Raw genomic sequence first — 23631 nt, forward strand, 5'->3', positions numbered from 1 at the left:
CATGGAAAAGCTAGCCCCGCTCTCAGTCGATCAACTCTACCGTACCTGCGATACCGATCTTCTCCCGTTTAAAACTACCGATAACCTAGAGGGCTTCGCCGGCTTCTTTGGTCAAGATCGTGCGCTTGAAGCGATGGAGTTTGGGGTAGGCATGAACCGCCCCGGCTACAATCTATTTGTGATGGGTAACCCGCACACAGGACGTTTCTCCTTTGCGATGGAGAATCTGCGAGAAGCCGCTAAAAGCCAATCCAAGCCATACGATTGGTGTTACCTAAAGAACATACAAGACACTCGTCACCCTCAAGCACTGCGCCTACCCGCCGGTAAAGCCGTTAAGTTGCAGCACGATCTAAGCAAGCTACTTAATCGTGTCGTTACCGAGCTACCTGCCGCCTTTGAAAGTCCCGCTTATCAGCGTGAAAAATCGAAGATTGAACGTGACTTCAACCGTCTCTATGACAAAGCAGTAGAGACGGTCGAGAAGCAGGGGCGTGAATACTCCATCGCGGTTTATCGTGATGCGGGCACGATTGGATTTACGCCCGTAGCGGAAGGGCAAGCCATCGATGAGGCGGTCTTTTCGGCGCTTCCGGAAGAGATCCGTGATGCCTTTTCAACACACATATCCGAACTGGAAGAGCTGCTTAATGAGCAACTGACAGAGATGCCACGCTGGCGCCGTGAGGCCGCTGAAGCACTGCGTTACCTCGATCGTGACACCGCTCGTCATGCACTCAAACCACTGTTTGAAGAGGTGCGAGGCGATTACTCAAATCTGAAAGGGGTGAACAGCTACCTTGAAGATGTAGAGCGTGATCTGATTCGTAACGCCGGTGAGATGATTGCCGAAGGCATTTTTGAGAACAAATCCGAGACCGCTCGTCGCGAATTCATGAACGAGAACTACGGTCTTAATCTGCTCGTGGATAATGAGAAGACCAAAGGCGCACCAGTGGTCTATGAGGCGCACCCAAGTTACGAAAATCTGTTTGGGCGCATCGAGTACAACAGTGAAATGGGTGCCATGATCACCAACTACCGTCTGATTCGCCCGGGTGCACTGCATCGAGCCAATGGCGGTTACTTGATCATTGAAGCGGAAAAACTCTTTGAGCAACCCTTTGTCTACGGCGCCTTGAAGCGAGCGTTAAAAGCGCATGCGATTCGCATCGAGAATCCTGTCAGTGAGTATGCCGGTATCAGCACCGTAACGCTCTCACCTGAAGAGATCGATCTGGATGTAAAGATCGTCCTCATTGGCGCTCGTAACATCTACTACCTCTTGCAAGAGCTCGATCATGACTTCGAAAAGATGTTCCGTGTTGTGGTCGATTTTGAAGAGGATGTCGAGCGCACACCGGCGACCATTCGCCAGTACGCCCGTCTAATGAGCACGCTGGCCAAAGAGGAGAAGCTAGCACCGTTAACTCGTGAAGCGGTAGCGCGACTGGTTGAGCACTCCTCTAGACTGGCGGGTGATCAAGATCTTCTATCGGCGCATATCGGTGAATTAGTCGATCTACTCTGTGAAGCGGACTACCGTCGCGCTAAATCGAATGACAAATACATCGATGCGGCACACGTCGACGCGGCACTGTCGTCCAAAGAGCGTCGAACCGGGCGTCTCTCTGAAAAGATCCAAGAGGGTATTACCAACGAGACCGTTTTGATCGACACGGATGGTGAAGCGATCGGTAAATCCAATGGTTTGACGGTACTGCAGGTTGGTGATGTTAGCTTTGGTTCGCCGGCGCGCATTACCGCAACGGTTCACCCCGGTAGTCGTGGCATCGTCGATATTGAGCGTGAAGTCACACTTGGCCAACCGATTCACTCCAAAGGGGTGTTAATTCTGTCCGGTTACTTGGGTCACCGTTACGCTAAAGAGTTCCCGTTAGCGATCTCGGCCAGCATAGCGATGGAGCAATCCTACGGTTATGTGGACGGTGATAGTGCCTCAATGGCGGAGATCTGTACCCTGATCTCAGCGTTAACGCACATACCGATCAAACAGCAGTTCGCGATGACCGGATCCATCAACCAATACGGTGAAGTTCAGGCGATTGGTGGTGTTAACGAGAAGATTGAAGGTTTCTATCACCTCTGTGAGTCTCGCGGTTTAACCGGTAGACAGGGTGTGATCATTCCCAAAGCGAACGTACGCAACTTGATGCTGAAACAGGAAGTGGTGGATGCCGTGAAAGAGGGGCTCTTCTCAATCTACTCAGTCGCAACCGTTGATGAAGCGCTGGAGCTTCTAATGGGTCGCAGCGCAGGTAAAGAGAAAGCCGACGGCGTGTTCACCCAACGCTCTATTGGTGCTGAAGTGGTTAAACGCTTGCGTGAGTTGTCTAAGGCGAAGGCTTAGTCTATTTAGTCTCTGCCGTTTCTTAGAGTGGGGTCAGACCACAGGTCAGACCCCTGTTGGAGTCTTCTCGCAGAGGAGACGATGAGATATCGCCTCATTTCGCTTCGCTCAATAAAGCTCCAGCAAATTTTTAATTTGCCCAATCCTCGGCCAGATGCTCATTCTTCAGCTTCACATAGTTGGCAGCAGAGTAGCTGAAGTAGCTCATCTCTTTTTCGGTCAGGTCGCGAACTGCTTTGGCAGGGCGGCCCATGTAGAGCTTGCCACTCTCTAGACGCTTACCTGGCGGTACAAGCGCGCCGGCACCGACAACGACATCATCTTCAACGATTGCGCCATCCATTACCGTCGCTGACATACCAATCAGGACACGGTTGCCTATGGTGCAGCCGTGCAGCATCGCCATGTGACCGATGGTCACTTCATCGCCAATAATCAACGGATAGCCGTCAGGGTTATAGCTGCTGGCATGAGTGATGTGCAGGATTGCTCCGTCCTGAACATTGGTGCGAGCGCCGATACGAATATGGTTCATATCGCCACGGATCGCTGTCAGCGGCCAAACAGATGCGTCATCACCCAGCACCACATCCCCAATGACAACCGCACTGGGGTCAACAAACACCTTATCACCTAGGGTTGGGCTGATGCCTTTAAAAGGACGTAGTTTCATATCGCATTCCTTGAATAACTGATCCGCTCACCCCATTGTATAGTAAAGCGTATAGAGTTTTTGATCTCGGAGAGAGCGATGAGTAACCCACTGTTAGAACCATCTTCACTGCCACAATTCAGTACCATCAAACCTGAGCATGTTGTTCCCGCCGTCGATGAGCTATTGCAGCGTAACCGTGAGCGTATTGCAAAGATGACCGAACAACCACTGATGGATTGGCAGAGTTTAGTGGGTGAACTGGAACAGCTAAATGATGAATTAGCTCAAGCCTGGTCTCCGGTCTCTCATCTCAACGCCGTGGCGAATACCGATGAGATGCGCGAAGCGTATAACGCCTGCCTACCTAAACTCTCTGAATACTTTACTGAGCTTGGCCAGAATAAAAAGCTCTATGAAGCGTACGAACAATTTAGTCAAAGTGCGGCCTTCTCTGAACTTTCAGATGCTCAAAAGAAAGTGATTACTAACTCACTTCGTGACTTCCGTCTAGCGGGTATTGGTCTGCCAGAAGAGCAGCAAAAACGTTACGCCGAGCTTCAACTAAAACTCTCTGAATTGACCACTAAATTCTCTGAGAACGTCTTGGATGCGACACAGGGGTGGACCAAGCATATTACCGATGAGACCGAGTTAGCTGGGTTGCCCGATCATGTCCTTGAAGCGGCTAAGCAGGCGGCTGAAAGTGAACAGTTAGAGGGCTGGGTGCTGACTCTCGACTTCCCTGTCTACTATGCCGTGATGCTGCAGGCTGATAATCGTCAACTGCGTGAAGAGTTCTATACGGCCTATGCGACTCGTGCTTCTGATCAGGGGCCAAAAGCGGGTGAGTGGGATAACACCGATCTCATTGAGCAGATCCTGACCCTGCGCCTTGAGTTGGCGAAGTTGCTTGGGTTTACCAATTACGCGGAATATTCACTGGCCACTAAAATGGCTCAATCTACCGATCAGGTGGTGAACTTCCTTGAGGACTTAGCAGCTAAAAGCCGTCCTCAAGCCGCTAAAGAGTTAGAAGAGCTGACCGCTTTTGCTCAATCAGAAGAGGGTATGAGCGATCTGCAAGCTTGGGATATCACCTACTATGCAGAGAAGCTGAAACAGCAACGCTTCAACATTTCCCAGCAAGAGCTGCGTCCCTACTTCCCACTCCCTAAAGTGTTGGATGGGCTGTTCGCAGTAACCGAGCGCCTCTTTGGTGTCAGCGTTACTGAACTGAAAGAGTTTGATACCTACCATGACGATGTTCGACTGTTTGAGTTGAAGCGTTATGGTCAGGTACTCGCAAACTGTTACCTAGATCCATTTGCTCGTGCCGGTAAACGTGGTGGTGCATGGATGGATGACTGTCGTGTGCGCCGTAACATCAATGGTGATATTCAACTGCCCGTGGCGTATCTGGTCTGTAACTTCACGGCGCCTCTAGAGGGCCAGCCTGCACTACTAACCCATGATGAAGTAACGACACTGTTCCACGAGTTTGGTCACGGTCTGCATCACATGCTAACGCAAATGGAGCATGCCGATATCAGTGGTATTAACGGTGTGGCCTGGGATGCTGTCGAACTGCCCAGTCAGTTCATGGAGAACTGGTGTTGGGAGCCAGAAGCGTTGGCACTGATCTCCGGTCACCATGAGACAGGTGAGCCTCTGCCAGAAGATATGCTGAATCGCATGCTTTCGGCTAAGCATTTCCAATCGGGCATGATGATGGTGCGTCAGCTTGAGTTTTCACTGTTCGATTTCATACTTCATCGTGATTTTGAGCCTGGCCAAACGTCAGTACAGTCTGTTTTGAACAGTGTTCGTGAACAGGTAGCAGTATTGAACCCACCTGCATTCAACCGTTTTCAGCACAGCTTTAGCCACATCTTTGCAGGCGGCTATGCAGCCGGGTACTACAGCTATAAATGGGCTGAAGTTCTGTCGGCCGATGCGTTCTCTCGTTTCGAAGAGGAGGGTATCTTTAATCAGGAGACTGGTGCATCCTTCCGAACTGAAATCCTTGAGAAGGGCGGTTCTAAAGAGCCAATGGAGCTATTTGTCGCGTTCCGTGGCCGTAAACCTGAAGTGGATGCTTTGCTTCGCCACTCAGGTATTGCCGCTTAATTCAGCGAAGGAGCTGCTATGAAACCAGTTAAACGCTTTGTCGCCGGTGTGGTCTGTCCACGCTGTGCCGCTATGGATAGCACACGAATGTACCGCGATGAAGAGCGTGAGTATCGTGAATGTGTTAAATGCGGGTTTGAAGACAGCATGCGCCTTGATGGCCGTCCAGAACCCAAAGAGCTTGAGACCCGAGTCTCTAAAGAGGGTGTGGACCCGCTAAAGAATACACCAGCAACCGAAGTTGAAGCTCAACCGCTGCAGTTCTTTACCAACCCTAATTTGCAGAAAAAGGACCACTGACGTGAGCCAAGATGCTGATATCTGTGGCTGGGCACGTCAGTCCGAGATAGAGCATCGTTACCACGACCAAGAGTGGGGTTTACTGCGAACTGATGACCGAACACTGTTTGAGTTTATGGTTCTAGAGTCCGCACAAGCGGGTTTAAGCTGGCGCACCGTATTAAATAAACGCGAAGGCTACCGTCGCCACTATCGTAATTTTGAACCCGAGCGAGTGGCTCAGTTTGGAGAGAAAGAGATAGAGGCGATGCTGGCTGATGCCGGAGTCATTCGTAATCGCGCCAAAATCGAAGCCTCTATTAATAATGCTAAGCACTTCTTAGCCATTTCGACGGAGTTCGATGGTTTTGCAAACTTTTTGTGGTCGTTTATGGAGAGTAGAGTGATCGTAAACAGACCCAAAACGCTAGCTGATATACCTGCAGAAACCGATCTCTCAAAGCAGATTGCGAAAGATCTAAAGAGACGTGGCGTTCGCTTCTTCGGCTCAACCATCGTCTACGCCTACCTTCAGGCCACCGGCTTCGTCAACGATCACCTCGAGACCTGCCCCGCCTACCAGCGTTGCATCGACTTATGCCCCGGTGTCTGGCCTTCAGCCTGACACCACTTTATGGGTAGGTTAAACAGATATGTGAGGAAACTGCTGCTTTTGATGCAGAACTCTTAATATGTGAATACCTCGATCTGAGGTTTCATAAGCCACTATCAAAGAAAGTTCTGGCAATATCAATCGACGTCCGCGTACTCCCTCTCGTTTAATATCCAATTTAGGATGATCTAAGAGGTTAGAAACCTGCTTGACGATTAAATCATCAGTTTTCTCAGCCACCTCGGGATTGTATTGGTAAAGATAGGCGAATATCTTCTCACGATCATTAAGCGATTCTTGCTCCCATAGAATCATGCTTTGTTAGCCGCACGGATTTTAGCTTTGCGCTTTTCCATCTCGATCTCGGCATCATTTCCAGTATAAAAAGTAGTACTGCCGGCATCGTATCGAGCAAAAGCTTCATTGATTTGATCGGCAAGCCAGCTTTCTTGACTAGCAACCTTTCTCTGCTCTTCAGCAAGTTGTTCGGTAAGTTCTCGGCATGCATCACTCAAAGTTCGGCCTTGGCTTGCAGCCATTTTCTGCGCAAGTTGTTTTGTCTCTTCATCAACGCGGAACTGAATTCGACTTTCCATAGAAACCTCGATATTTGTCATGACAAACGTCAGTACGAATAGGGTATCACTATTTCAGTTTGATACAACTTTTTAAAAAGAGTTCGACCGTAGGAACGAATTGCCGCAGGCAAACAGTGACGCAGAGATAGTCGTGTCAGGCTGAAAGCCAGACACGGGGACTTTGTGGCGGGTCTTGTTGCAACGGTGTCTGGCCTTCAGCCTGACACCACCTTCAAATGTTATTTAGGATTGGATTACGCCTTAAACCAAACCCCACGCTGGTTATAGCGGTGGAAAATCCAGAACCCCATCAATGCTCTGACCAAAAATGCCGCGGTGAATGATAACCATAGGCCGGTATTACCTAGATCTTGTGTTAGCCACCAGAGGGGTAAAAACGTGCCAAACACAGTGACGACCATGATCTGCAGCATCGCTTTAGATTGAGTCGTGCCGACAAGAACACCATCTTGGAAATAGCTCCATACAGCGATCAATGGAAGCACCCAGATAAAGATCAAATAGTCCTGTGCGACATCCAATACCGATTCAATGTCGGTCATCAGGCTCAGAATAGAGTGCCCACCCAACATAAACGTGAGTGTAAGCCCCAGCGCAAACAACAAGGACCAGAGAGCTGAACTCTTCATGGCGCGGTAGAAGTTGTATCGATCCTTGGCACCCGCATAGCGACCACAGATCGCCTCAGCAGCGTGGGCGAATCCATCGAGAGCGTGCGAGATCAGCATCAAGAAGTTCAACAGGAGAGCATTAGCCGACAGTATATCCGTTCCAAGTCGCGCACCTTGTGAGGTGAAGAAAGCAAACATAAAGAGCAGTGACGCGGTCCGAACAAATAGGTACTTATTCACGGTAAAAATCGCGCGATAGGCTGACAGTTGACGAAGTGAGTTTGGCAAAATTGCACCATCAATCAGGTTTAGATGGCGCTTCATCAGCAGTAACCCAAGAACCACACCGGTGTATTCAGCTATCAGTGTTGCACTGGCTACACCCTCTGCGCCCCAGCCGAAACCGAGCACAAACAGCAGATCTAACACCAGATTCGTCAGGTTGACGACGGTCATAATGATCAGGGGTGAGCGTGTATCTTGATTACCGACAAACCAGCCCACTAAGACGTAGTTGAACAGCGCCGCTGGAGCACCATAGATACGAATATCGGCATAGCTTCGAGCGGTTTCATGGACATCGGAATCGGCACCCATCCACTCTAAACCCAAAGCGAGTATGGGGATTTGTGCTAGCCACATAAGGCTGCCGAGCCCCAGTACGATGAGGGTTGCTTGCGCTAAAAAGGTCCTATTTGCATTGCCATCTTGGCGTCCCACAGCCTGTGCAATTAGCCCCGTAGTTCCCATTCGCAAGAATCCAAACGCCCAGTAGATGGTGGTAAACAGCGTGGCGCCAATGGCCACGGCCCCCAAATGTTTAGGATCATCCAAATGGCCGACAACGGCGCTATCGACAAGGCCTAGAAGGGGAACGGTGATGTTGGATAGCAGCATCGGCCATGCCAGCGCCCAAACACGCTGATGCATGCTCCAATCATTCAGTCGAATCATGCCCTTACCCGGGGTGCGAAGAAGATCAATAAGAAGATTACCAGTGCGCAGACAACGACACTCGGGCCCGCTGGAGTGTCCGCGAACCAAGAGAGCGCAATGCCTCCCACTACTGCGACTGACCCAAGCATACTGGCAAAAATCGCCATCTGTTCAGGCGTGGCAGACATACGCCGCGCCGCTGCAGCCGGCATGATCAATAGAGAGGTAATGAGCAGTACCCCAACCAGTTTCATCGCGCCAGCAATCACCATGGCGATTAACAGCATTAGGGCGAGTCTATAGCGAGCAACCTGTATTCCCTCTACTTGGGCCAGCTCCTCGTTAATCGTGATGGCGAGTAGTGGTTTCCAAAGCCAGTAGATCGCGGCTAAGACGGCTATACCTCCCAACAGAATCCACTTAAGGTCTTCGGGAGTGATCGCTAATAGATCCCCAAACAGGTAGGCCTGAAGGTCGATGCGTACGTTATCCAGTAGTGATATCGCGACCAGACCCAGTGATAGTGCACTGTGCGCCATGATCCCCAACAACGTATCGGTGGCTATCCAGTGTTGGCGCTGCATTGCGACTAACCCAAGCGCCAGCGCTACACAGCAGAGCACGACAGCTAGGCTCAGGTTGATATCAAACAGAATGCCCAGTGCGATGCCGAGAAGAGCTGAGTGAGCCAAGGTGTCACCGAAGTAGGCCATGCGGCGCCACACCACAAATGCACCTAAAGGGCCCGCAACAATGGCGACTGATAGGCCGGCAATCAACGCATAGATGATGAAATCAAGCATGATCACCCCCACAGCAGTCACCTTCAACGACGTTACCATGCATATCGTGGCTATGGTTGTGATGGTGATTATAGAGCGCCAGTGTTGACGCGTGAGAAGCGCCAAACAACTCTATGTAGGCAGGGTCTGCGCTGACAGCTTCTGGGTGTCCCGAGCAGCAGACATGCTTGTTTAGGCAGACAACGTGATCGGTCGATGACATAACCAGATGCAGATCGTGTGAAATCATTAACACACCGCACTTTCTCTCTTTACGGATATCCGTGATCAGTCGATAGAGCTCGGTTTGACCATTAATATCGACACCCTGAACCGGCTCATCCAGCACGAGTAGATCGGGGTTTCTTAACAGAGCCCTAGCAAGAAGGGTTCTCTGCATTTCACCACCGGAAAGATCATGAATCGAGTAATCAACCAGGTGTTCAGCACCCACCGAAGCTAAGGCAGCCTCGATGTCGTTTTGGTTGTAGCCATGGGGAATCTGCAAAAAGCGTTTAACCGTTAATGGTAGTGTCCGGTCGATCTGAATTTTTTGCGGCATATACCCGATGCGCAGGCCCGGTTTCGTCCAAACAGTGCCTTCGGTCGGTTTCACCAGTCCAAGCAGCACCTTTACCAGTGACGACTTACCTGCACCGTTGGGTCCGATCAGTGTGGTGATGCAATCGTTATGCAGTGGCAGGTTTACATTGTTGAGTACCGATTTATTGCCAAAGCGCAAACTGACTCCATCTAATCTAGCCAGATCTGGATTACTCATGATTCACTCCCACGACAATCGCTGCAAAGACCTAACAGCTCGATATTCTCTTCCTCAAGCTGAAAGCCGTGCGTATTAGCGACCCGATTAAAGCTCTCTTGAAGTTCACTGGTCTCAATTTCGGCTGCGGTTTTACACTCTCTGCAGATCATAAATGCCGATGGATGCGGGTGTTCTGGATTTGAGCAACCGACAAAAGCGTTGAGTGAACCAATTTTGTGAATGAGCCCAAGCTGATGCAAAAAATCCAATGCCCGATAGACCGTCGGCGGCGCTGAGTTAAAGCCCGCGTCAGCCAGCGCTGGCAACAACTCATAGGCACCCAGTGGCTTATGGGAGCTCCAGACGAGTCGTAACACTAACTCGCGAATGGGAGTCAGACGCTGGCCACTCTCTTGGCAAATCACCTTAGCGTTATCTAACGCACCACTGACGCAGTGATCGTGGTTGTGGTCTGAATTGAATGCGTCGTTGATTTCAAGCATGCTTTATCTCAATTATTGTTATATTATAACAATACATTTTCTGGTTTATAGGCATTGTACCCAATGACACACAAATTTACCGCCTCTGTTGTTACCTCTCTTTTACTGGCATCAACTCAAGCTCAAGCCGATACGGTGATGGCCAGTGTTAAACCGCTGAGCCTTATTACTGCCGAACTCCTAGTCAATGTTGCCGAGGTTGATACTCTTCTGCCTGACGGTGCCTCCCCGCATGACTTTGCGCTACGTCCCTCCGATCGTAAGCGACTGAACAATACAGATTTATTGATTTGGGTCGGTCCTGACATAGAACCCTATCTAGAGAAAGTAATCGAAGCTTCTAAGGTTGAGCATTTAGCGATGCTTGATGAGCATGCAGAGCATGGTGAAGATGATCATAGAGATCCTGATCATGAAGAGGAGCATCATCACGATGAACACGAAGGCCATGATCATGCCGGCTTGCACCCTTGGCTAGATATCGAGACCGTTGAGCACTTTGCGGAAGAGCTGTCGGTTGAACTTCAGCACCACTTTCCTGCTAAAGCCTCACAAATCAAAGAGAACGAGACCGCTTTCTTAGCGTCACTGAAACAGTTCGAAAGCCAAGCAAAAGAGCAACTAGAACCCGTTCACCAAAAGGGCTTTCTGGTTTTCCATGATGCCTACGACGGCTTTGTGAATCACTTTGATCTTAATCAGGTTGGCTACTTCACCGTCAGCCCCGAACTTAAGCCAGGTGCCAAACATTTAGCCGAACTTCGTGAGACGTTGGAACATAGTGGCGTCTCATGTGTCTTTAAAGAGCCACAGTATCGTCCCGCTTTAATCGATTCGATCACACGCGGGTTTGAAGTTCATGTCGGTGAACTGGACCCGTTGGCCTCGGATGTTGCTCTCGCACAGGGTGCATACGTCAACTTCATGCAGGGCTTGGTTGATGAGTTCACGGAGTGTTTAGCTAAACGCTGATTTAATCTGCATACCCTGAACCAAATGCCTTAAATGGCATTTTCAATCCTAGTTCAGGAACCTGCTTACCAATCCAGGCAGGGAAAGTATTGCTGTTTGGGCCGGGAAAGAGAGTGTACTCATTAGCCCAAGGGTAGCGTTTGGCTGCTTCGTCAATTTTAGGAATTAAGCGTTGTGCTTCAGCACCGCGAATGTCCAAAATGAGCTCTGGTTTAGAGTTATACCAGTAACGATCAGGGATATCCTGTTTGATTTGTAGGGCAGGCAATCCGCGTCCGGTGCGCCAACCGACAACGTCGTAAACGGTGTAGTGTTGTGCATTTTTCTGCTTGGTAGAGATCCAGGTATGCACAGCAAAGTAGCCACGCACACCGAAAAGATCTGCTCCGTAGACCTGGATAACCGCTTCAGGGTGCTCACTAGGTAGCGGTGCGATTTCAGCACTATCGCGTTTGGCGGTTCGCCAATCTTGGGTACTACAGCCGGCTAAAAAAGCCGATATTAGAAGCGTTGCTAATGGTTTAACCATAAGTTTTAATGAGGTTTAGTCGTGTTTGGTTTTTGCACGGCCCAAGGTTTTCCATTACAGGTTTTACGGTTTGGGCAGTTAGGTAAACAACCGCGACAGGGAAGTGGTGGATTGTTGCTCATAAAAATCTCCTTTCAGATCTCTACGCCCAACAAAGCAAATCAGGTCATTCACTATCGACTGCGCAGCCTAAAATCTGTGATTCCCAGTCATCATCAAGACGCGCTGCAATCATCTCAATGCGACTCTCGTCACACACATCGATTGGTAACTCTTTTAGGGATCCATCCGCCAAGTTGTAGCCAAATAGCCCCTCATTGGTGATAAACACCGCTTTCATCCGCTCAACCTCTAAGCCCGATAAGAAGAGATAGAGTTTGGATCGATCAAACTGGTATCGCTGATCAAATCGCCACCCAGCACTTAAGAATCCATCGCCTAGGTTTTCTGCTTTAAGAAAACCAATTTCAGGGAGAGGCTGTTCGCTTGCCAGAACTGATTGGTGCGAATGGTGATGGTGTGCATGAGCAGCCTTAGCATGGGTGCTGCCAGACAGCAGGCTAGGGTCGAGCTGACCCTGTTCGGTAAACGCGAGTGGTTTGCTTGGGGAAAAATGCTCGTCTATATACTGTGATAGACGCTCTTTATCTCCCTCATCGTAAAGATCTTGTTTATTACCAATAACGACATCGGCAATCGCAATTTGCTGATTAAAGGTCTCATGCGATGTATAGCGTTCATCTTTAAGCTGACGCGCATCAACCAGTGTGATGATTTTTTGAATCGAAAGAACATCCTGATAGTGTTCATTGGAGAGAACTTCTAGCACCTCTTTAGGGTGGCCCAAGCCAGTGGGCTCAATCAGAAGGCGATCGGGCTTCGCTTTTGCCAGTAACATGTTCAAGGCGATCTGCATCGGCAACCCTGCTGCACAGCACATACAACCGCCCGGTACTTCCCTTATGAATACTCCCTGTTCTTCTGAGTATTGGCCTTGCATCAAGCTGCCATCGATACCGATCTCGCCAAACTCATTAACTAAAATGGCCCAACGTTCATGTTTAGGTTTGTGCTGCAGCAGATGAACGATGGCAGAGGTCTTACCGGCCCCTAAAAACCCTGTAATGATATTGGTGGGGATAGCTTGAATTGCAGTATTTTCGTTTAGCATCGAGTAAATCATCTATTGATGGTGTGACTGAGGATATTAATACCAAACCTATTGAATGTCTGTTGCGTAGAGAAGACAAACTTGGGAGATTAGAGATGTTTGGTTTATTTAAGAAAGATCCATTAAAGAAGTTAAAAAAAGAGTATGCAGAGCTAACAGAGCAGGCGATGCAGTTGCAGCGCAATGGGGATATTGCCGGCTACTCACAGCTAACCAGCAAAGCTGAGGCTACCTATAAAAAGATCCAAGAGTTAGAGAATCAATAACGCTTGGATTAGTGTCAGAGGTGGTTTAATTCTTCAGTTTTAAGCAGTGTTTCAAAAGCAGGCTTTGCGAATAGGAATCCTTGTTGGTAGTGAATTCCCAAACCCTCTAGTGTCTGTTTCTCTTCAACGGTTTCCACACCTTCCGCAATGATCTGAATACCGAGATCATCACACATCGTTTTCACCGACTTAATAATGGCAAAGCGTGTCTTTGAGTGGTCAATTTCATGGATTAGCTGGATATCGAGCTTGATCAGATCAGGCTTAAATTCCGTCAGCATATTTAAACCTGAGTACCCAGAACCAAAATCGTCCATAGCGGTCTTAAAGCCCTGCTCCTTATAGAACTCAATCGTTCGTTTTAGGTGAGCAATGTCGTCGACACGCTCAGTTTCGCTGAACTCAAATATCAATCTTTTGGGATCAATCGAATAGACTTTTGCCGCTTCAAGCGTGGTGCGAATATACAGCTCAGGCTTATAGATAGCCCTTGGCATGAAGTTGATACTGATCAGCGACTCATCGTCAAAACGCGACGCAATCTCAATGGCTTTAACTCGACAAGTTTGGTCAAAACGATAGAGGTTTTGTTTATTAACCTGTTCAAAGACTGATACTGCACCTTCGCCGTTAAGCCCCCTTGCCAGTGCCTCTTGGGCAAAAATAGTCTGATGGCGAAGATCAACAATGGGTTGGAAGGCCATAGTGAAATCAAAGCCCAACACTTCACCATTTAGGCACTGTTTACAGCCCAATTTTGAGTAGTCGATCGGTGTTATGACCTTGTCACTTAGCATCTTGAATACCAAATCTGAGATTAGATTCAGCATAGTTCAGTCTGTTAATGCCTTCAAATAAAAACCTTATTAACCACTAATTTGTTGGTAGATGGTTCGTGTATCAACAACAGCCTTGTGCTTTGCGGCCATTAGATAAAGCCCTGCCATTTTACGATGTAAAAACAGCACATCGGCCGGTGGGGTATGCCACGCATCTGGGTCTTTACTAACACTCATACCAATCTCATGGATGCGTTTAGCAATATCACTCTGACCAAAATCATAAGGCGTTGTTGACCTGAGGGGTTCAGAAGCAATGGTAAAGATATCGATAACCGCCGCTTTGTTTGCCACATCGGTACCATTTTTGAAAAAACTAAGCACTTCTAAAGCCGCTTCAAGGCCTGCACGGTTTTGCTCAATGGCCTGATCTATGGCCTGTTTGTAGCGATCTACAAACTGAGGATCGAACTGCCTTACCGCGCCAAAATCGAAAAGAATCAGTTTGCCAGTGTCTGGGCAAACATGAAAATTTGCGGGGTTGGGGTCTGTCTGCATTAAGTTCATCTGCAGGAGTTCGGTAAAGAATAGCTCCAGCATCAACCCCATAATACGGCTGGCATCCTCTGGGTGATCTTTTAGCCACTCTTCAATGCCCACGCCCTCTATAAAGCTCATCGTCATGATGTTAGTTTCAGAAAGCTCGGCGAAGTAAGTTGGCATTATTAGATCGCAATTGATGCTAAAGTTGCTGATCTTGCCGGCGAAATCTGTCAAATGCCGTGATTCTGCGCAGTAATCAGCCTCTAAGTGAAGCTGGTGCCTTGCTTCATCAACCAATTCATCTATATCCAGCCCTCTGGGCAGTAAACCGCTTAGCCTGAGCAGTGAAATGACGTTATCGATGTCGCTGTCGATGCTCTGTGCCACACCAGGGTATTGGATTTTAATTGCTAACTCATTGTTATCCAGTGTCCGTGCTTTGTGGACCTGCCCAATAGAAGCGGCGGCAATGGGGTCGAACGAAAAGTAGTTAAACCGATCCATCCAATCACTGCCCCAGCTCGACTCAAGCGTATGTATGAGCTGAGTTTTAGGCATGATGACGCCTTGTGACTGTAACCTAGCTAGGACAGCGGCCAATTCAGGGGGTAGTAGGGTACCGGCATCCATTGAGAGTAGCTGACCTAATTTCATTGCTGCGCCACGCATACGGGCTAGCTTATCGGCTACATCACTCATGTTCTTAGGTGTTAAAACCAGCTCGTTTAAAGAGGGTGCTTCACCTTTTATCCAGCGTTTAGAGCCTTCTGTTAAGACGTTTCCTGCAAGTTTTGTAGCTAATCCGCCCATGCTTAATAGGCGTGATGCTCTGCTTTTGGGGACGGGGGAGGCAGTGGTTAAGGTTTTCTCATTCATGAAGTGGCGTACGTGAACGATAAACCTTCAGATCGAAACCTTTAATCAGGTTTGAGTAACGGTGGCCTAGAACGGCCACCAAGATGATTTAAGACGGTCGCGACAACCTTGCAGCTGACTGCCATACATTCGCGCATTGGCATCGACCTTTTTAGCGACGCCAATTAACCAAGCCTTTTTATTGTAGGTCTGTTTTTTCCAACCTCCGTGGCCCTCGTGGTACGCAAGGTATTGGTTGTAGGCGTCCCATTTAGAGATGCCCAAAGTGCGTTGTGAGATGCTGGCGTACCAACCCATAAAGTCGACAGCGTCGGCATAGTTCTCTCGGCTTGCCCAGAATCGGCCCGTTTTACTCTTATACCAATCCCAAGTGGAGTCCTTCGCTTGTGCATACCCGTAAGCTGAAGAGATCCGCCACCACATGGGTACCCCTAAAAAGGTATCGCGTGGTGGTGCTGCATCGTGCTTAAAGCTAGACTCCTGGCGCATAATCGCCAACTGAACCTGCATCGGAAGCCCCCACTTCTCTTCCGCCGCCATCGATGCTTTGTACCAGTCAGGCTTCTCATTAAAAATGTAACAGGCATTCTCTACATTGCGCGGAGGCGAGGTGGCGCAGCCAGCAATTAACACAACAGCAAATAGTGCAATAAAACGTGTCATAGCAACTCTTAGATCAAACATTGGATTAAAGGCTAACACATCTTGGTTTTGCTATCAGCGGTAATGCCGTGATGCGGCCTTTCTAATCTGTAAATGGGTGACTCATTGTTTTATAGGAATTTGCGACTACGCTTAAATTATTAGCAAATTGGAGATTGTTATGATCATTCGCACAGTTTTAGCCTCGCTTCTCTCTATCTCATTATTGTCAACATCCTCGCCGGCGACTGCAGAAAAAGGGAAAGAAAAGCCTGAACACCACCAAGAGAAAGCCAAGAAAAATAAAGCACACAAAACAGGTGCCGCCAAGCAGGAGGCTGTCGATCAGCTTGTTAAGGAGTTAGGGCTAAAAAATCGTGGCCAGCTTCATAGGTTATTGGGCGGATTAAACTCAACTGATATCACCACCATCACAGCCAGTGATATCCCGACAAGCAAACTCAAACAAAGAGTCATGGATGGTGATCAATCTGAAGAGACAGTTGATCAAATTCGAAAACTAAACAGGGCGGCCATTACCTTGCTGGGGAAAGAACCTGCAACGTCAGAAGAGATTGCTCAATCAATGGCTGACGTTCTTGAGTTGTTGAGTGATTAGTAGCTTGGCCAACAAGAGTACTGTTATCGCTCAGAAACAAAAAAGGCCTGCATCATCTGCAAGCCTTAAAGAATGGTGCCTCGAGGCGATTACGAACAGAGATCCTGTAAAGTCTTATATGGTATTAATAACAATAACTTATAGTAATTTTTCGTCTTCTAGCGTCCTGTAAGATTCATTGAAATACCGTATCAAAAACGGTATCGTTTACGGTATCAGACGGTACGGGACAACAAAAGTGAAGCGTGTTTTATCAGATGCAAAGATCAAGAATCTAAAGCCCCAGGAGAAGGGGTATAAGGTCACTGATGGCGGTGGTTTGTATGTCTACGTTACCAAGACTGGAACAAAGTCATTTCGCTATGACGCAAAGATAGACGGTAGCCGGAAGACAATCACGTTTGGTACCTATCCAGCCATGTCACTCGCAGAGGCTAGAGAGGAGCATGAGAAAGCTCACTCGCTAGTTGCTAAGGGTATCGATCCCAGAAAAACCACAACTGATAAGAAAAATTTTAGCTACTACTCTCTAGAAAAGATGAAGACACTGGACTTAAGGGGAGCTACATATACCAAACGTCTTGGTCGAATGGAGAAGTACCTCTTCCCTGAGCTGGACAAAAAAGATGTCACATTGATTACCGCCCAGGATCTAAGTCAGCTACTTAAACCAATTGCTGATTCTGGTAAGCGTGAAACAGCTAATCGTTTGGTTAGTTATTGTAGGCAAACCTTTGATTATCTTATCGGGCTTCAATTAATTGAAAATAATCCAGCCGATACAGTAGGGCGAACATTGCCTAAACCTAAAGAAACTAGAAACTTCGCTCACTTAACAAAAGTTGAGGATGTGGCACTATTCCTAAAGGCAATTGATACCCATACGGGTGATTACGCTGTTAAGAAGGGACTACAGTTTATGTCTCTGGTGTTCCTACGTCCCCACAACATCAGGTATTTACGCTGGCAGTATGTAGATCTTGCGAACAAGCTAATCACGTTTCCACCAGAAGAGATGAAGACCGATCGTGAGCACAAAGTACCCTTGTCCACGCAGGCCCTCAGTATCCTCAAGGATATGCAAAAACTCACAGGCAAGCTTGAGTATGTGTTCATGAGCTCTATAAGTATCAATAACAATAAACAGCCGATGACTGAGAATACCCTGAACGTAGCGATCACCAGGTTGATCAACCCTAATACTGGCGAGCAGTTTGGGAGAGGGTTTATTACTTCACACGGCATCAGACACACAGCGAGTACGCAACTCAATGAGCTAGGCTACAATCCTGATGTTATTGAAATGCAGCTAGCGCATGCCCATAAGGATAGGATTAGAGCTGTTTACAATAAAGCAGAGTACATGCCTGAGCGTACAAAGATGATGCAAGAGTGGGCTGATTACTTGGATAAGCTGAAAAATGAAACTTGAAGAGCTGACAAATCTTTACACCGCTCCTGGTTTTGATTGCTTAGAACAAATTAAAAGAGCGGCTACTGGAGAGCTTTCTTTATACATGGTCATAAAGGAAGACATTGCCATTTTTTATGACTACGTTGAATTAACTCCAACGCAAGATGGTCAAGACGAGGTTCTCGCAATTGCCGAAAAAGCCTCAACAGTTTATTACTCTCGAGGGGATGTGCTCCCGCTAGATATATTAGCCCTTGAGGAGCTTTGGCTGCATAAAAAATTAGATGCTGAAAAGCTAGCATCGGCATTCCCTAGCAATGAAGCATCATTAAGATTCAACTCTATCTCAAGACCATACGTCGTTGGCCTAGATGACGTATACGCCAATACAAAAGAGCTTAAAGGGCAAAAATCAGATGTATCAGGAAGAGGTGAGGATGCATATACGCAAGCGATACGACTAGCTATAGAATGCCTTGGAGTGACGACAGCTAGTGAAGAGCTTTTCAAATGGGTTCGAATACAAACAGAGGACTTCAATTCTGATCATCATTGCATTCAAGATATAGATTGTGAAGGCGATGAGTTAATTCCATACGAGGCTGCAAAGGCTAAAGACTTTGTACTTACCAGTGATAACAAGCCAGTCACCAAAAAAACTTTCAGGGAGCAATGCTCAAGAATTAAGCGAAAAATGAAATAAATATCAAAATATTGTTTGCGGATTTGTATGAGCAAATCAAAACGCAAACCCACCTCTCATATTTGGTCCCGAAGCGCACAACACGGGTGTTTTGCGCAAAAATTAAAAGGACTAAATACATGTCTAATTTACAAAAATTACCTGAGGTCTTGGTACAAACAGGCCTATCAAGAGCACATCTTTACGCACTTGCGCAGAAAGGTGCATTCCCAAAACCAGTCAAACTCTCTGAGCGCTCAAGCGCCTGGGTGGAGTCTGAAGTTCAAGATTGGATTGACGCTCGTATCGCTGCTCGAGATGAGGAGTGTGTCCATTGAGTAACTTACAAACCAAGACCGCCTCAGTCTCTTTTGAGCTCCCAGAGTACAAATTTGTGCCGATATCTACTGTCTATGAGCAGTCAACAGAAGTGCAATGGCTAATCGAAGACTACATTCCAAAACAGTCTGTTGGGATGCTCTACGGCCCCTCAGGTGTCGGTAAGTCTCATCTAGCATTGGATATGGCGGTGAAGATCGCCAATGGGATCCCCTGGTGCGATCACGACACCGAAAAAGGCGTTGTTCTGATCATGGCCGGTGAAGGTCAAAGTGGACTCAAACGACGCCTTCAGTCGATTGAGAAGCACAACGGCATCAAAATCGATCAGAACAACTTGTTTGTTTCTGAACGAGCTGTCGGTGTTGACACAGAGAAGGGCTTTATGGAGCTTGTTGCTGCGATAGAGGCTTTGGAGAAGACTCCGGACTTGATCATTGTGGACACACTGTCCCGACACTTAATGAGCAGCTCCGAGAACAGCAATGAGGACATGGCTGCCGTCATCAATCGACTGGAACAGCTGAAGCAGAGGTACAACACTTCCATTCTGATCGTTCACCACACTGGAAAGAACGCCAAGAATGGCTCACGTGGAGCTTCATCCATCCGAGCAAATATCGACTTCAGCTTCGTTTTAACACCATTCAATTTTGCGGGCCTGAGCATCGCAGAGCTGGGATGTGAAAAGCAAAAGGATGCGAGTGATCAGCTTCAAGCCACCAGCTTTCAGGTCATCACAGTTGAGCTGGCTGAACTCGACTCCAAAGGGCGTATGGTTAAGGGTGCTTGCATTCAAAGGGTCAAATGCCAGTGTGATTCTGAAGAGAAAATCTACGAAGGATTGGCACTTGATACCTTCATGCAGGTTAAATCAGAGTGGCAGAAGAACTTTGTTGAAGCCTTCGCTCGAGAGATTGTTGATTCAACGCACAAGCCTGACACCATCAAAAAGATCTTTCGCGAACAAGTGAAGTTGTTGGTTCAGAATGGATTCGTAGAAGAGGTTGAGAAAAACCAATTCGAGCTGCTTGAGTAAAACAAACATACGGACGGATGCGGATTACCCTGGTGTTTCGTTATCCGTCCGTTTTTTGACCCCCACAAAAGCATCATTTTTCAATGGTGCTTTTTTATTGCGAAGCGCATTTATTAGCGGCCAAGGTGCAACAACTCATACTCAGCTAACGAGTACGAATCCTTTTTAGATACGAAGATATGATCTAGTAGCCGTATGCTAAACAGTGCCAGTGCATCTCTGACTTTTCCTGCTAACTCCCTTTCTTCATCCCTAGGTACTACGTCACCTTCTATATGGTTCTGACACAGCACTACAGCCGCAGCATTGAGTTCTAGAGCCTTACGAGCAATAACTCTTAGCATGAAGCTAGATACGCTCACAGGACCTCTAAAGAGCCTTTGGAAGCTGATCATCCTGTATTGGTTGTTCATAAACATGGCACATAGCCACTCATCCTTATCACATGCCAACCTAATCCTTAGATAGTTCTGCATCTCTATTGGCAATGCTAGGCCATTCTTTTGACTGAGCTTATTCTGGATGACGCTTAACGCAGCATTGATTACCTGCTGCTCTTGGTTTGTAAATTTACTCATGGGCTTATCCCCTAGTTGTTAGATTCCACCCACAAGAATCGGACTTCAGATAATGAGCCCCTTGAATAAATATACTAAGGGGGGGAGATGTGTGATCAATTTTGTTGATTAGTAGGACGTACCTTGTTAACAAATTTGAATATTTTTTCATATTCCGGACTTCTTTCCCTCAGAATATTTTCTAGTGTACAAAAACGACTTCCGTCTCAGGTACTCCAGAGCATTAGAAACGTTTGTTTGAAAGGAAAAATTAAGGGGGGGAATTATGTACAAGAAACCTAGAAAACATAGCAAACACTAGTGCTAGACATTCATTTCACCTGCCTAAAAACACAACATTTCATTATTGACCATCTCTTAACAATAAGTGATTCTATAAAGATAGACTTTGACCAGGGATTAGATATGAGTGTTAGTGATAAGTTTGAGAATGTAGTTGTATACAAGAAAAGATCAATGCTCGAAAATAACGACAAGGGTTTTGTCAGACCTCTTTTTTCGATCACATCAGATGGCGAAATTTATCATATTGATTCAAGCAACTATCCATCGGATATCTTTGTCTCAAATGGTTATCAAACGATTGATAATACTTATGCTGAAGGTGAACCCTTCCTACTGGATGTGCATTTCAAAGATGAGGAAAAATCTTCTCTTGACGGCATCAATCGGTACTGGACTGATGGCAAATATTCCAAGCAGTTACCGCCAGGAGTAATTGTCCCCGTCATCAAGACAAAATTACCCGATCAAAGTTCAAGTCGCTTGCCATCAGGAACAACTGCACCTCGAAATCTCTTTTTTATTTTAGACGATAGTGCCAAAAAGCTTTTTGGTATTTTTATGGCAATTGAAGATGGTCAGAGTGGATACTTTATTGAGCCTCGTCCATCACAAGCGCTTTCATATAACGCTTCTCACTCTGTTGCTGAGTTTACATTAGATGATATTGAAGAATGTATCCTTGAAACAGAGATTAATGGAGTCTACAAATCATTTATTTCTTCGGTTAAGCAGTTATCTGCGCGTAGCTACACTAACTACAGTTATATGAGTAATAGTAGACTGATAGCTTATGCAAACCAGCTCCAGATCGGTAAAAAAAATACTTTCCTAAGCAAAAGGGAAGCAGAAAAATTAAAACAAGGAATTTCTCAATTCGAGAGAACGAATATTGCCTTGAAGAACAACCCACACCTTGAGCGCTTGAAGTATGTACTCGAAGAATACTTAGGAGCAACCGATGTAGGACAAGAAATCATCACCGATTTTTTTGAATCTTCAAAGGGCAAAAATTTCTTACAGAGTTATGTAGCTGAAAATGAATCAAAACTACTATCTGACCAAATCCAACAGATAGAACAAGATGCTTACAAAAAAAGAAAAGAGATTGATGATAAGTTACAGCAATTGAACGCTCAATTTCTTAAAAAACAAACAGAGCTTAAAAATCTTAGTGAAGAGGTAACTGAAGCACGAAAAAGCACTGAACTGACAATCCAGCTTATAGAAGCTGAAGCTGAGGAAACTCGTAGGGAACGCCTGAAAGAGTTGGATGCAGATTTACAATCAGATATAGAAGCCTTGGAAGCTAAGCGCGATCAAACTACTGAAGAACTAAATGAAGCCCTACACCTCTTGGGTTTAACGGCTGATATAGATTCTTTAAACACCGAAGTTAAAGTCATACATAGAGATATTGATAGAAAAAAAGCTGAAAAAGCAGACCTTGAAAAAGCTACAAAAGCTGTAGAAGACTCACTCAAAAATAATGACCTAGCTTCTCGTGTTGCAGAGCTATCTGTAGTCAGCCGAGTATTAAAAGGTGGAAGTGCAAATACTGAACAAGATTATAGAATCTTTAAGCCTTTAGAGTTTGCTTCCACTAAACCATCCACTGCTGGCGATTTAATAGACCAAGTTAGAAGCCATCTGGATGATGAAGATGGAAAGTCATTTTCAGAAGTTGATATGGCCAATCTATTGCTTTGCACCACTCAATCATTCCTGACGGTTTTAGCAGGACCTCCTGGAGTAGGTAAAACATCATCTGTTGTTAAACTAGCTGAAGCATTAAAGATTGGGGATGCACAAAACAACCAGAACTTTTTATACATGCCAGTTGCAAGGGGCTGGGTTTCCGGCAGAGACATTTTGGGTTTTTATAACAGCCTCAACAACACGTATCAAAAAGCAAGAACCGGACTCTATGATTTCTTAAGTCGCCCGATTTTAAATAAAGAGGATAGTATCAAACTGGTTTTATTAGATGAAGCAAACTTAAGCCCAATGGAGCACTACTGGTCTGACTTCATTGGTATGTGTGATAGAGAAGGTCGAAGCAGACCGATTGATACAGGAAGGCCTGAAGAAGACTTACGCAATCTTGTCGTACCTAGAAATGTGCGTTTTATTGCAACTATAAACAATGATTCAACAACAGAACGCCTTTCACCAAGGCTTATAGACCGTGTACCAGTAATATCTCTTGATCAAAACTTCAGCGAAAACTCTGGATATTCTTCAGGTGTAAAACTTGAAGGCGCAATTGACTATGATTTATTTGAAGAATTTTTTACTGACGAAAACCCGGAGCTTTCCTCTGCCCTTGATAAGAAATTGAAAGATATAATAAATATTTTAAGTGATCGGGATCCAGCTTACGGAACTCCCATATCGATATCGCATCGAAAATATACTGCAATAGAAAACTATTACAGTTCAGCCGTAAAGCACGACCTTATGGATTCCAGTTCTGCTTTTGACTTTGCAATAAGCCAACACATTTTACCTCACATTGAGGGATATGGATCTAAATTTAGAACGAGGATTATAAAGTTACAAACAGAAATAGGAGCTAGCTACCCACGTTCCAATAAACATTTAGAACGAATCTTAGCTCGCGGTAATGATATTACTGGCACCTATACATTCTTCTAGTGG

Annotated in this window: 25 protein-coding genes; 12 read left to right on the top strand and 13 right to left on the bottom strand. The window is 46.5% G+C overall.

The window, feature by feature from the left end:
* The first annotated feature begins 1 nt into the window (after position 1).
* Complete coding sequence (locus XMG59_RS09765; RefSeq protein WP_173498615.1) at positions 2–2371, top strand: Lon protease family protein; 2370 nt, start codon at positions 2–4, stop codon at positions 2369–2371.
* A gap of 130 nt (positions 2372–2501) precedes the next feature.
* Here the strand turns inward: XMG59_RS09765 and XMG59_RS09770 are convergent, their stop codons facing one another.
* Positions 2502–3044 (bottom strand): gamma carbonic anhydrase family protein, encoded by a 543-nt coding sequence (locus XMG59_RS09770; protein ID WP_173484673.1) that lies wholly within the window; start codon positions 3042–3044, stop codon positions 2502–2504.
* Positions 3045–3122: 78 nt separating this feature from the next.
* On the opposite strand from XMG59_RS09770, the gene prlC reads away from it, so the two are divergent.
* From prlC to XMG59_RS09785, 3 genes are read left to right on the top strand one after another with little or no spacing between them, the layout of a single operon-like run.
* Entirely contained in the window at positions 3123–5153 is a 2031-nt protein-coding gene (gene prlC / locus XMG59_RS09775; protein WP_173498616.1) for an oligopeptidase A, read from the top strand.
* 18 nt (positions 5154–5171) lie between these two features.
* Entirely contained in the window at positions 5172–5453 is a 282-nt protein-coding gene (locus XMG59_RS09780; protein WP_173482188.1) for a YheV family putative zinc ribbon protein, read from the top strand.
* 1 nt (position 5454) lies between these two features.
* Entirely contained in the window at positions 5455–6057 is a 603-nt protein-coding gene (locus XMG59_RS09785; RefSeq protein ID WP_173498617.1) for a DNA-3-methyladenine glycosylase I, read from the top strand.
* An 18-nt stretch (positions 6058–6075) separates the two neighbouring features.
* Here the strand turns inward: XMG59_RS09785 and XMG59_RS09790 are convergent, their stop codons facing one another.
* From XMG59_RS09790 to XMG59_RS09815, 6 genes are all read right to left on the bottom strand, one after another.
* The gene (locus XMG59_RS09790; protein WP_173498618.1) at positions 6076–6360 is read right to left on the bottom strand and encodes a type II toxin-antitoxin system RelE/ParE family toxin; all 285 of its coding nucleotides are present in this window, start codon (positions 6358–6360) and stop codon (positions 6076–6078) included.
* Positions 6357–6641, bottom strand: a complete 285-nt coding sequence (locus tag XMG59_RS09795; RefSeq protein WP_173498619.1) for a damage-inducible protein J — start codon at positions 6639–6641, stop codon at positions 6357–6359. The genes XMG59_RS09790 and XMG59_RS09795 overlap by 4 nt, the downstream gene beginning before the upstream one ends.
* Before the next feature lie 236 nt (positions 6642–6877).
* On the bottom strand, positions 6878–8209 hold the full coding sequence (locus XMG59_RS09800; protein WP_173498620.1) for an MATE family efflux transporter: 1332 nt from the start codon (positions 8207–8209) through the stop codon (positions 6878–6880).
* Positions 8206–8994 (bottom strand): zinc ABC transporter permease subunit ZnuB, encoded by a 789-nt coding sequence (gene znuB, locus XMG59_RS09805; protein WP_173498621.1) that lies wholly within the window; start codon positions 8992–8994, stop codon positions 8206–8208. The genes XMG59_RS09800 and znuB overlap by 4 nt, the downstream gene beginning before the upstream one ends.
* Positions 8987–9754 (bottom strand): zinc ABC transporter ATP-binding protein ZnuC, encoded by a 768-nt coding sequence (znuC, locus tag XMG59_RS09810; RefSeq protein WP_173489240.1) that lies wholly within the window; start codon positions 9752–9754, stop codon positions 8987–8989. Before znuC ends, znuB begins: the two co-directional genes overlap by 8 nt.
* Positions 9751–10239 (bottom strand): Fur family transcriptional regulator, encoded by a 489-nt coding sequence (locus XMG59_RS09815; RefSeq protein WP_173498622.1) that lies wholly within the window; start codon positions 10237–10239, stop codon positions 9751–9753. Before XMG59_RS09815 ends, znuC begins: the two co-directional genes overlap by 4 nt.
* Positions 10240–10302: 63 nt before the next feature.
* Between XMG59_RS09815 and znuA the strand changes: the two genes are divergently transcribed.
* Positions 10303–11211 (top strand): zinc ABC transporter substrate-binding protein ZnuA, encoded by a 909-nt coding sequence (gene znuA, locus XMG59_RS09820; protein ID WP_173498623.1) that lies wholly within the window; start codon positions 10303–10305, stop codon positions 11209–11211.
* Between the two features lies 1 nt (position 11212).
* Here znuA and XMG59_RS09825 read toward each other — a convergent pair whose 3' ends face one another.
* The gene (locus XMG59_RS09825; protein ID WP_173498624.1) at positions 11213–11740 is read right to left on the bottom strand and encodes a DUF3750 domain-containing protein; all 528 of its coding nucleotides are present in this window, start codon (positions 11738–11740) and stop codon (positions 11213–11215) included.
* Positions 11741–11906: 166 nt separating this feature from the next.
* Complete coding sequence (locus XMG59_RS09830) at positions 11907–12911, bottom strand: GTP-binding protein (RefSeq protein ID WP_173495363.1); 1005 nt, start codon at positions 12909–12911, stop codon at positions 11907–11909.
* Positions 12912–13006: 95 nt separating this feature from the next.
* Here XMG59_RS09830 and XMG59_RS09835 point away from each other — a divergent pair, with 95 nt between their 5' ends.
* Positions 13007–13177, top strand: coding sequence for a DUF6435 family protein (locus tag XMG59_RS09835; protein ID WP_173482199.1), 171 nt, complete (start codon positions 13007–13009; stop codon positions 13175–13177).
* Between the two features lie 14 nt (positions 13178–13191).
* Here the strand turns inward: XMG59_RS09835 and XMG59_RS09840 are convergent, their stop codons facing one another.
* The 3 genes from XMG59_RS09840 to XMG59_RS09850 form a co-directional block, all read right to left on the bottom strand.
* Positions 13192–14007, bottom strand: a complete 816-nt coding sequence (locus XMG59_RS09840; RefSeq protein WP_254447103.1) for an EAL domain-containing protein — start codon at positions 14005–14007, stop codon at positions 13192–13194.
* Positions 14008–14043: 36 nt separating this feature from the next.
* Positions 14044–15375, bottom strand: coding sequence for an AarF/ABC1/UbiB kinase family protein (locus XMG59_RS09845; RefSeq protein WP_173498625.1), 1332 nt, complete (start codon positions 15373–15375; stop codon positions 14044–14046).
* A gap of 66 nt (positions 15376–15441) precedes the next feature.
* Positions 15442–16038 carry a transglycosylase SLT domain-containing protein gene (locus tag XMG59_RS09850; RefSeq protein ID WP_173495361.1) on the bottom strand — a complete coding sequence of 199 codons (597 nt, stop codon included), beginning with the start codon at positions 16036–16038 and terminating at the stop codon, positions 15442–15444.
* Positions 16039–16198: 160 nt separating this feature from the next.
* On the opposite strand from XMG59_RS09850, the gene XMG59_RS09855 reads away from it, so the two are divergent.
* The 5 genes from XMG59_RS09855 to XMG59_RS09875 all read left to right on the top strand — a co-directional run bounded on the left by XMG59_RS09855 (position 16199) and on the right by XMG59_RS09875 (position 20110).
* Positions 16199–16636, top strand: coding sequence for a hypothetical protein (locus XMG59_RS09855; protein ID WP_173483727.1), 438 nt, complete (start codon positions 16199–16201; stop codon positions 16634–16636).
* 178 nt (positions 16637–16814) lie between these two features.
* A complete protein-coding gene (locus tag XMG59_RS09860; protein WP_173498626.1) occupies positions 16815–18068 on the top strand; it encodes an integrase arm-type DNA-binding domain-containing protein in 1254 nt (417 codons plus the stop codon).
* A complete protein-coding gene (locus tag XMG59_RS09865; protein WP_173498627.1) occupies positions 18058–18753 on the top strand; it encodes a hypothetical protein in 696 nt (231 codons plus the stop codon). The genes XMG59_RS09860 and XMG59_RS09865 overlap by 11 nt, the downstream gene beginning before the upstream one ends.
* Before the next feature lie 119 nt (positions 18754–18872).
* Positions 18873–19070 carry an AlpA family transcriptional regulator gene (locus XMG59_RS09870; protein ID WP_173498628.1) on the top strand — a complete coding sequence of 66 codons (198 nt, stop codon included), beginning with the start codon at positions 18873–18875 and terminating at the stop codon, positions 19068–19070.
* Positions 19067–20110, top strand: coding sequence for a helicase RepA family protein (locus tag XMG59_RS09875; RefSeq protein WP_173498629.1), 1044 nt, complete (start codon positions 19067–19069; stop codon positions 20108–20110). The genes XMG59_RS09870 and XMG59_RS09875 overlap by 4 nt, the downstream gene beginning before the upstream one ends.
* A 113-nt stretch (positions 20111–20223) precedes the next feature.
* Here the strand turns inward: XMG59_RS09875 and XMG59_RS09880 are convergent, their stop codons facing one another.
* Positions 20224–20688, bottom strand: coding sequence for a JAB domain-containing protein (locus XMG59_RS09880; protein ID WP_173498630.1), 465 nt, complete (start codon positions 20686–20688; stop codon positions 20224–20226).
* Between the two features lie 405 nt (positions 20689–21093).
* Between XMG59_RS09880 and XMG59_RS09885 the strand changes: the two genes are divergently transcribed.
* Positions 21094–23628 carry an AAA family ATPase gene (locus XMG59_RS09885; protein ID WP_173498631.1) on the top strand — a complete coding sequence of 845 codons (2535 nt, stop codon included), beginning with the start codon at positions 21094–21096 and terminating at the stop codon, positions 23626–23628.
* Positions 23629–23631 lie beyond the last annotated feature (3 nt).

This window comes from Marinobacterium sp. xm-g-59 (assembly GCF_013283315.1).
Classification (GTDB): Bacteria; Pseudomonadota; Gammaproteobacteria; order Pseudomonadales; family Balneatricaceae; genus Marinobacterium_E.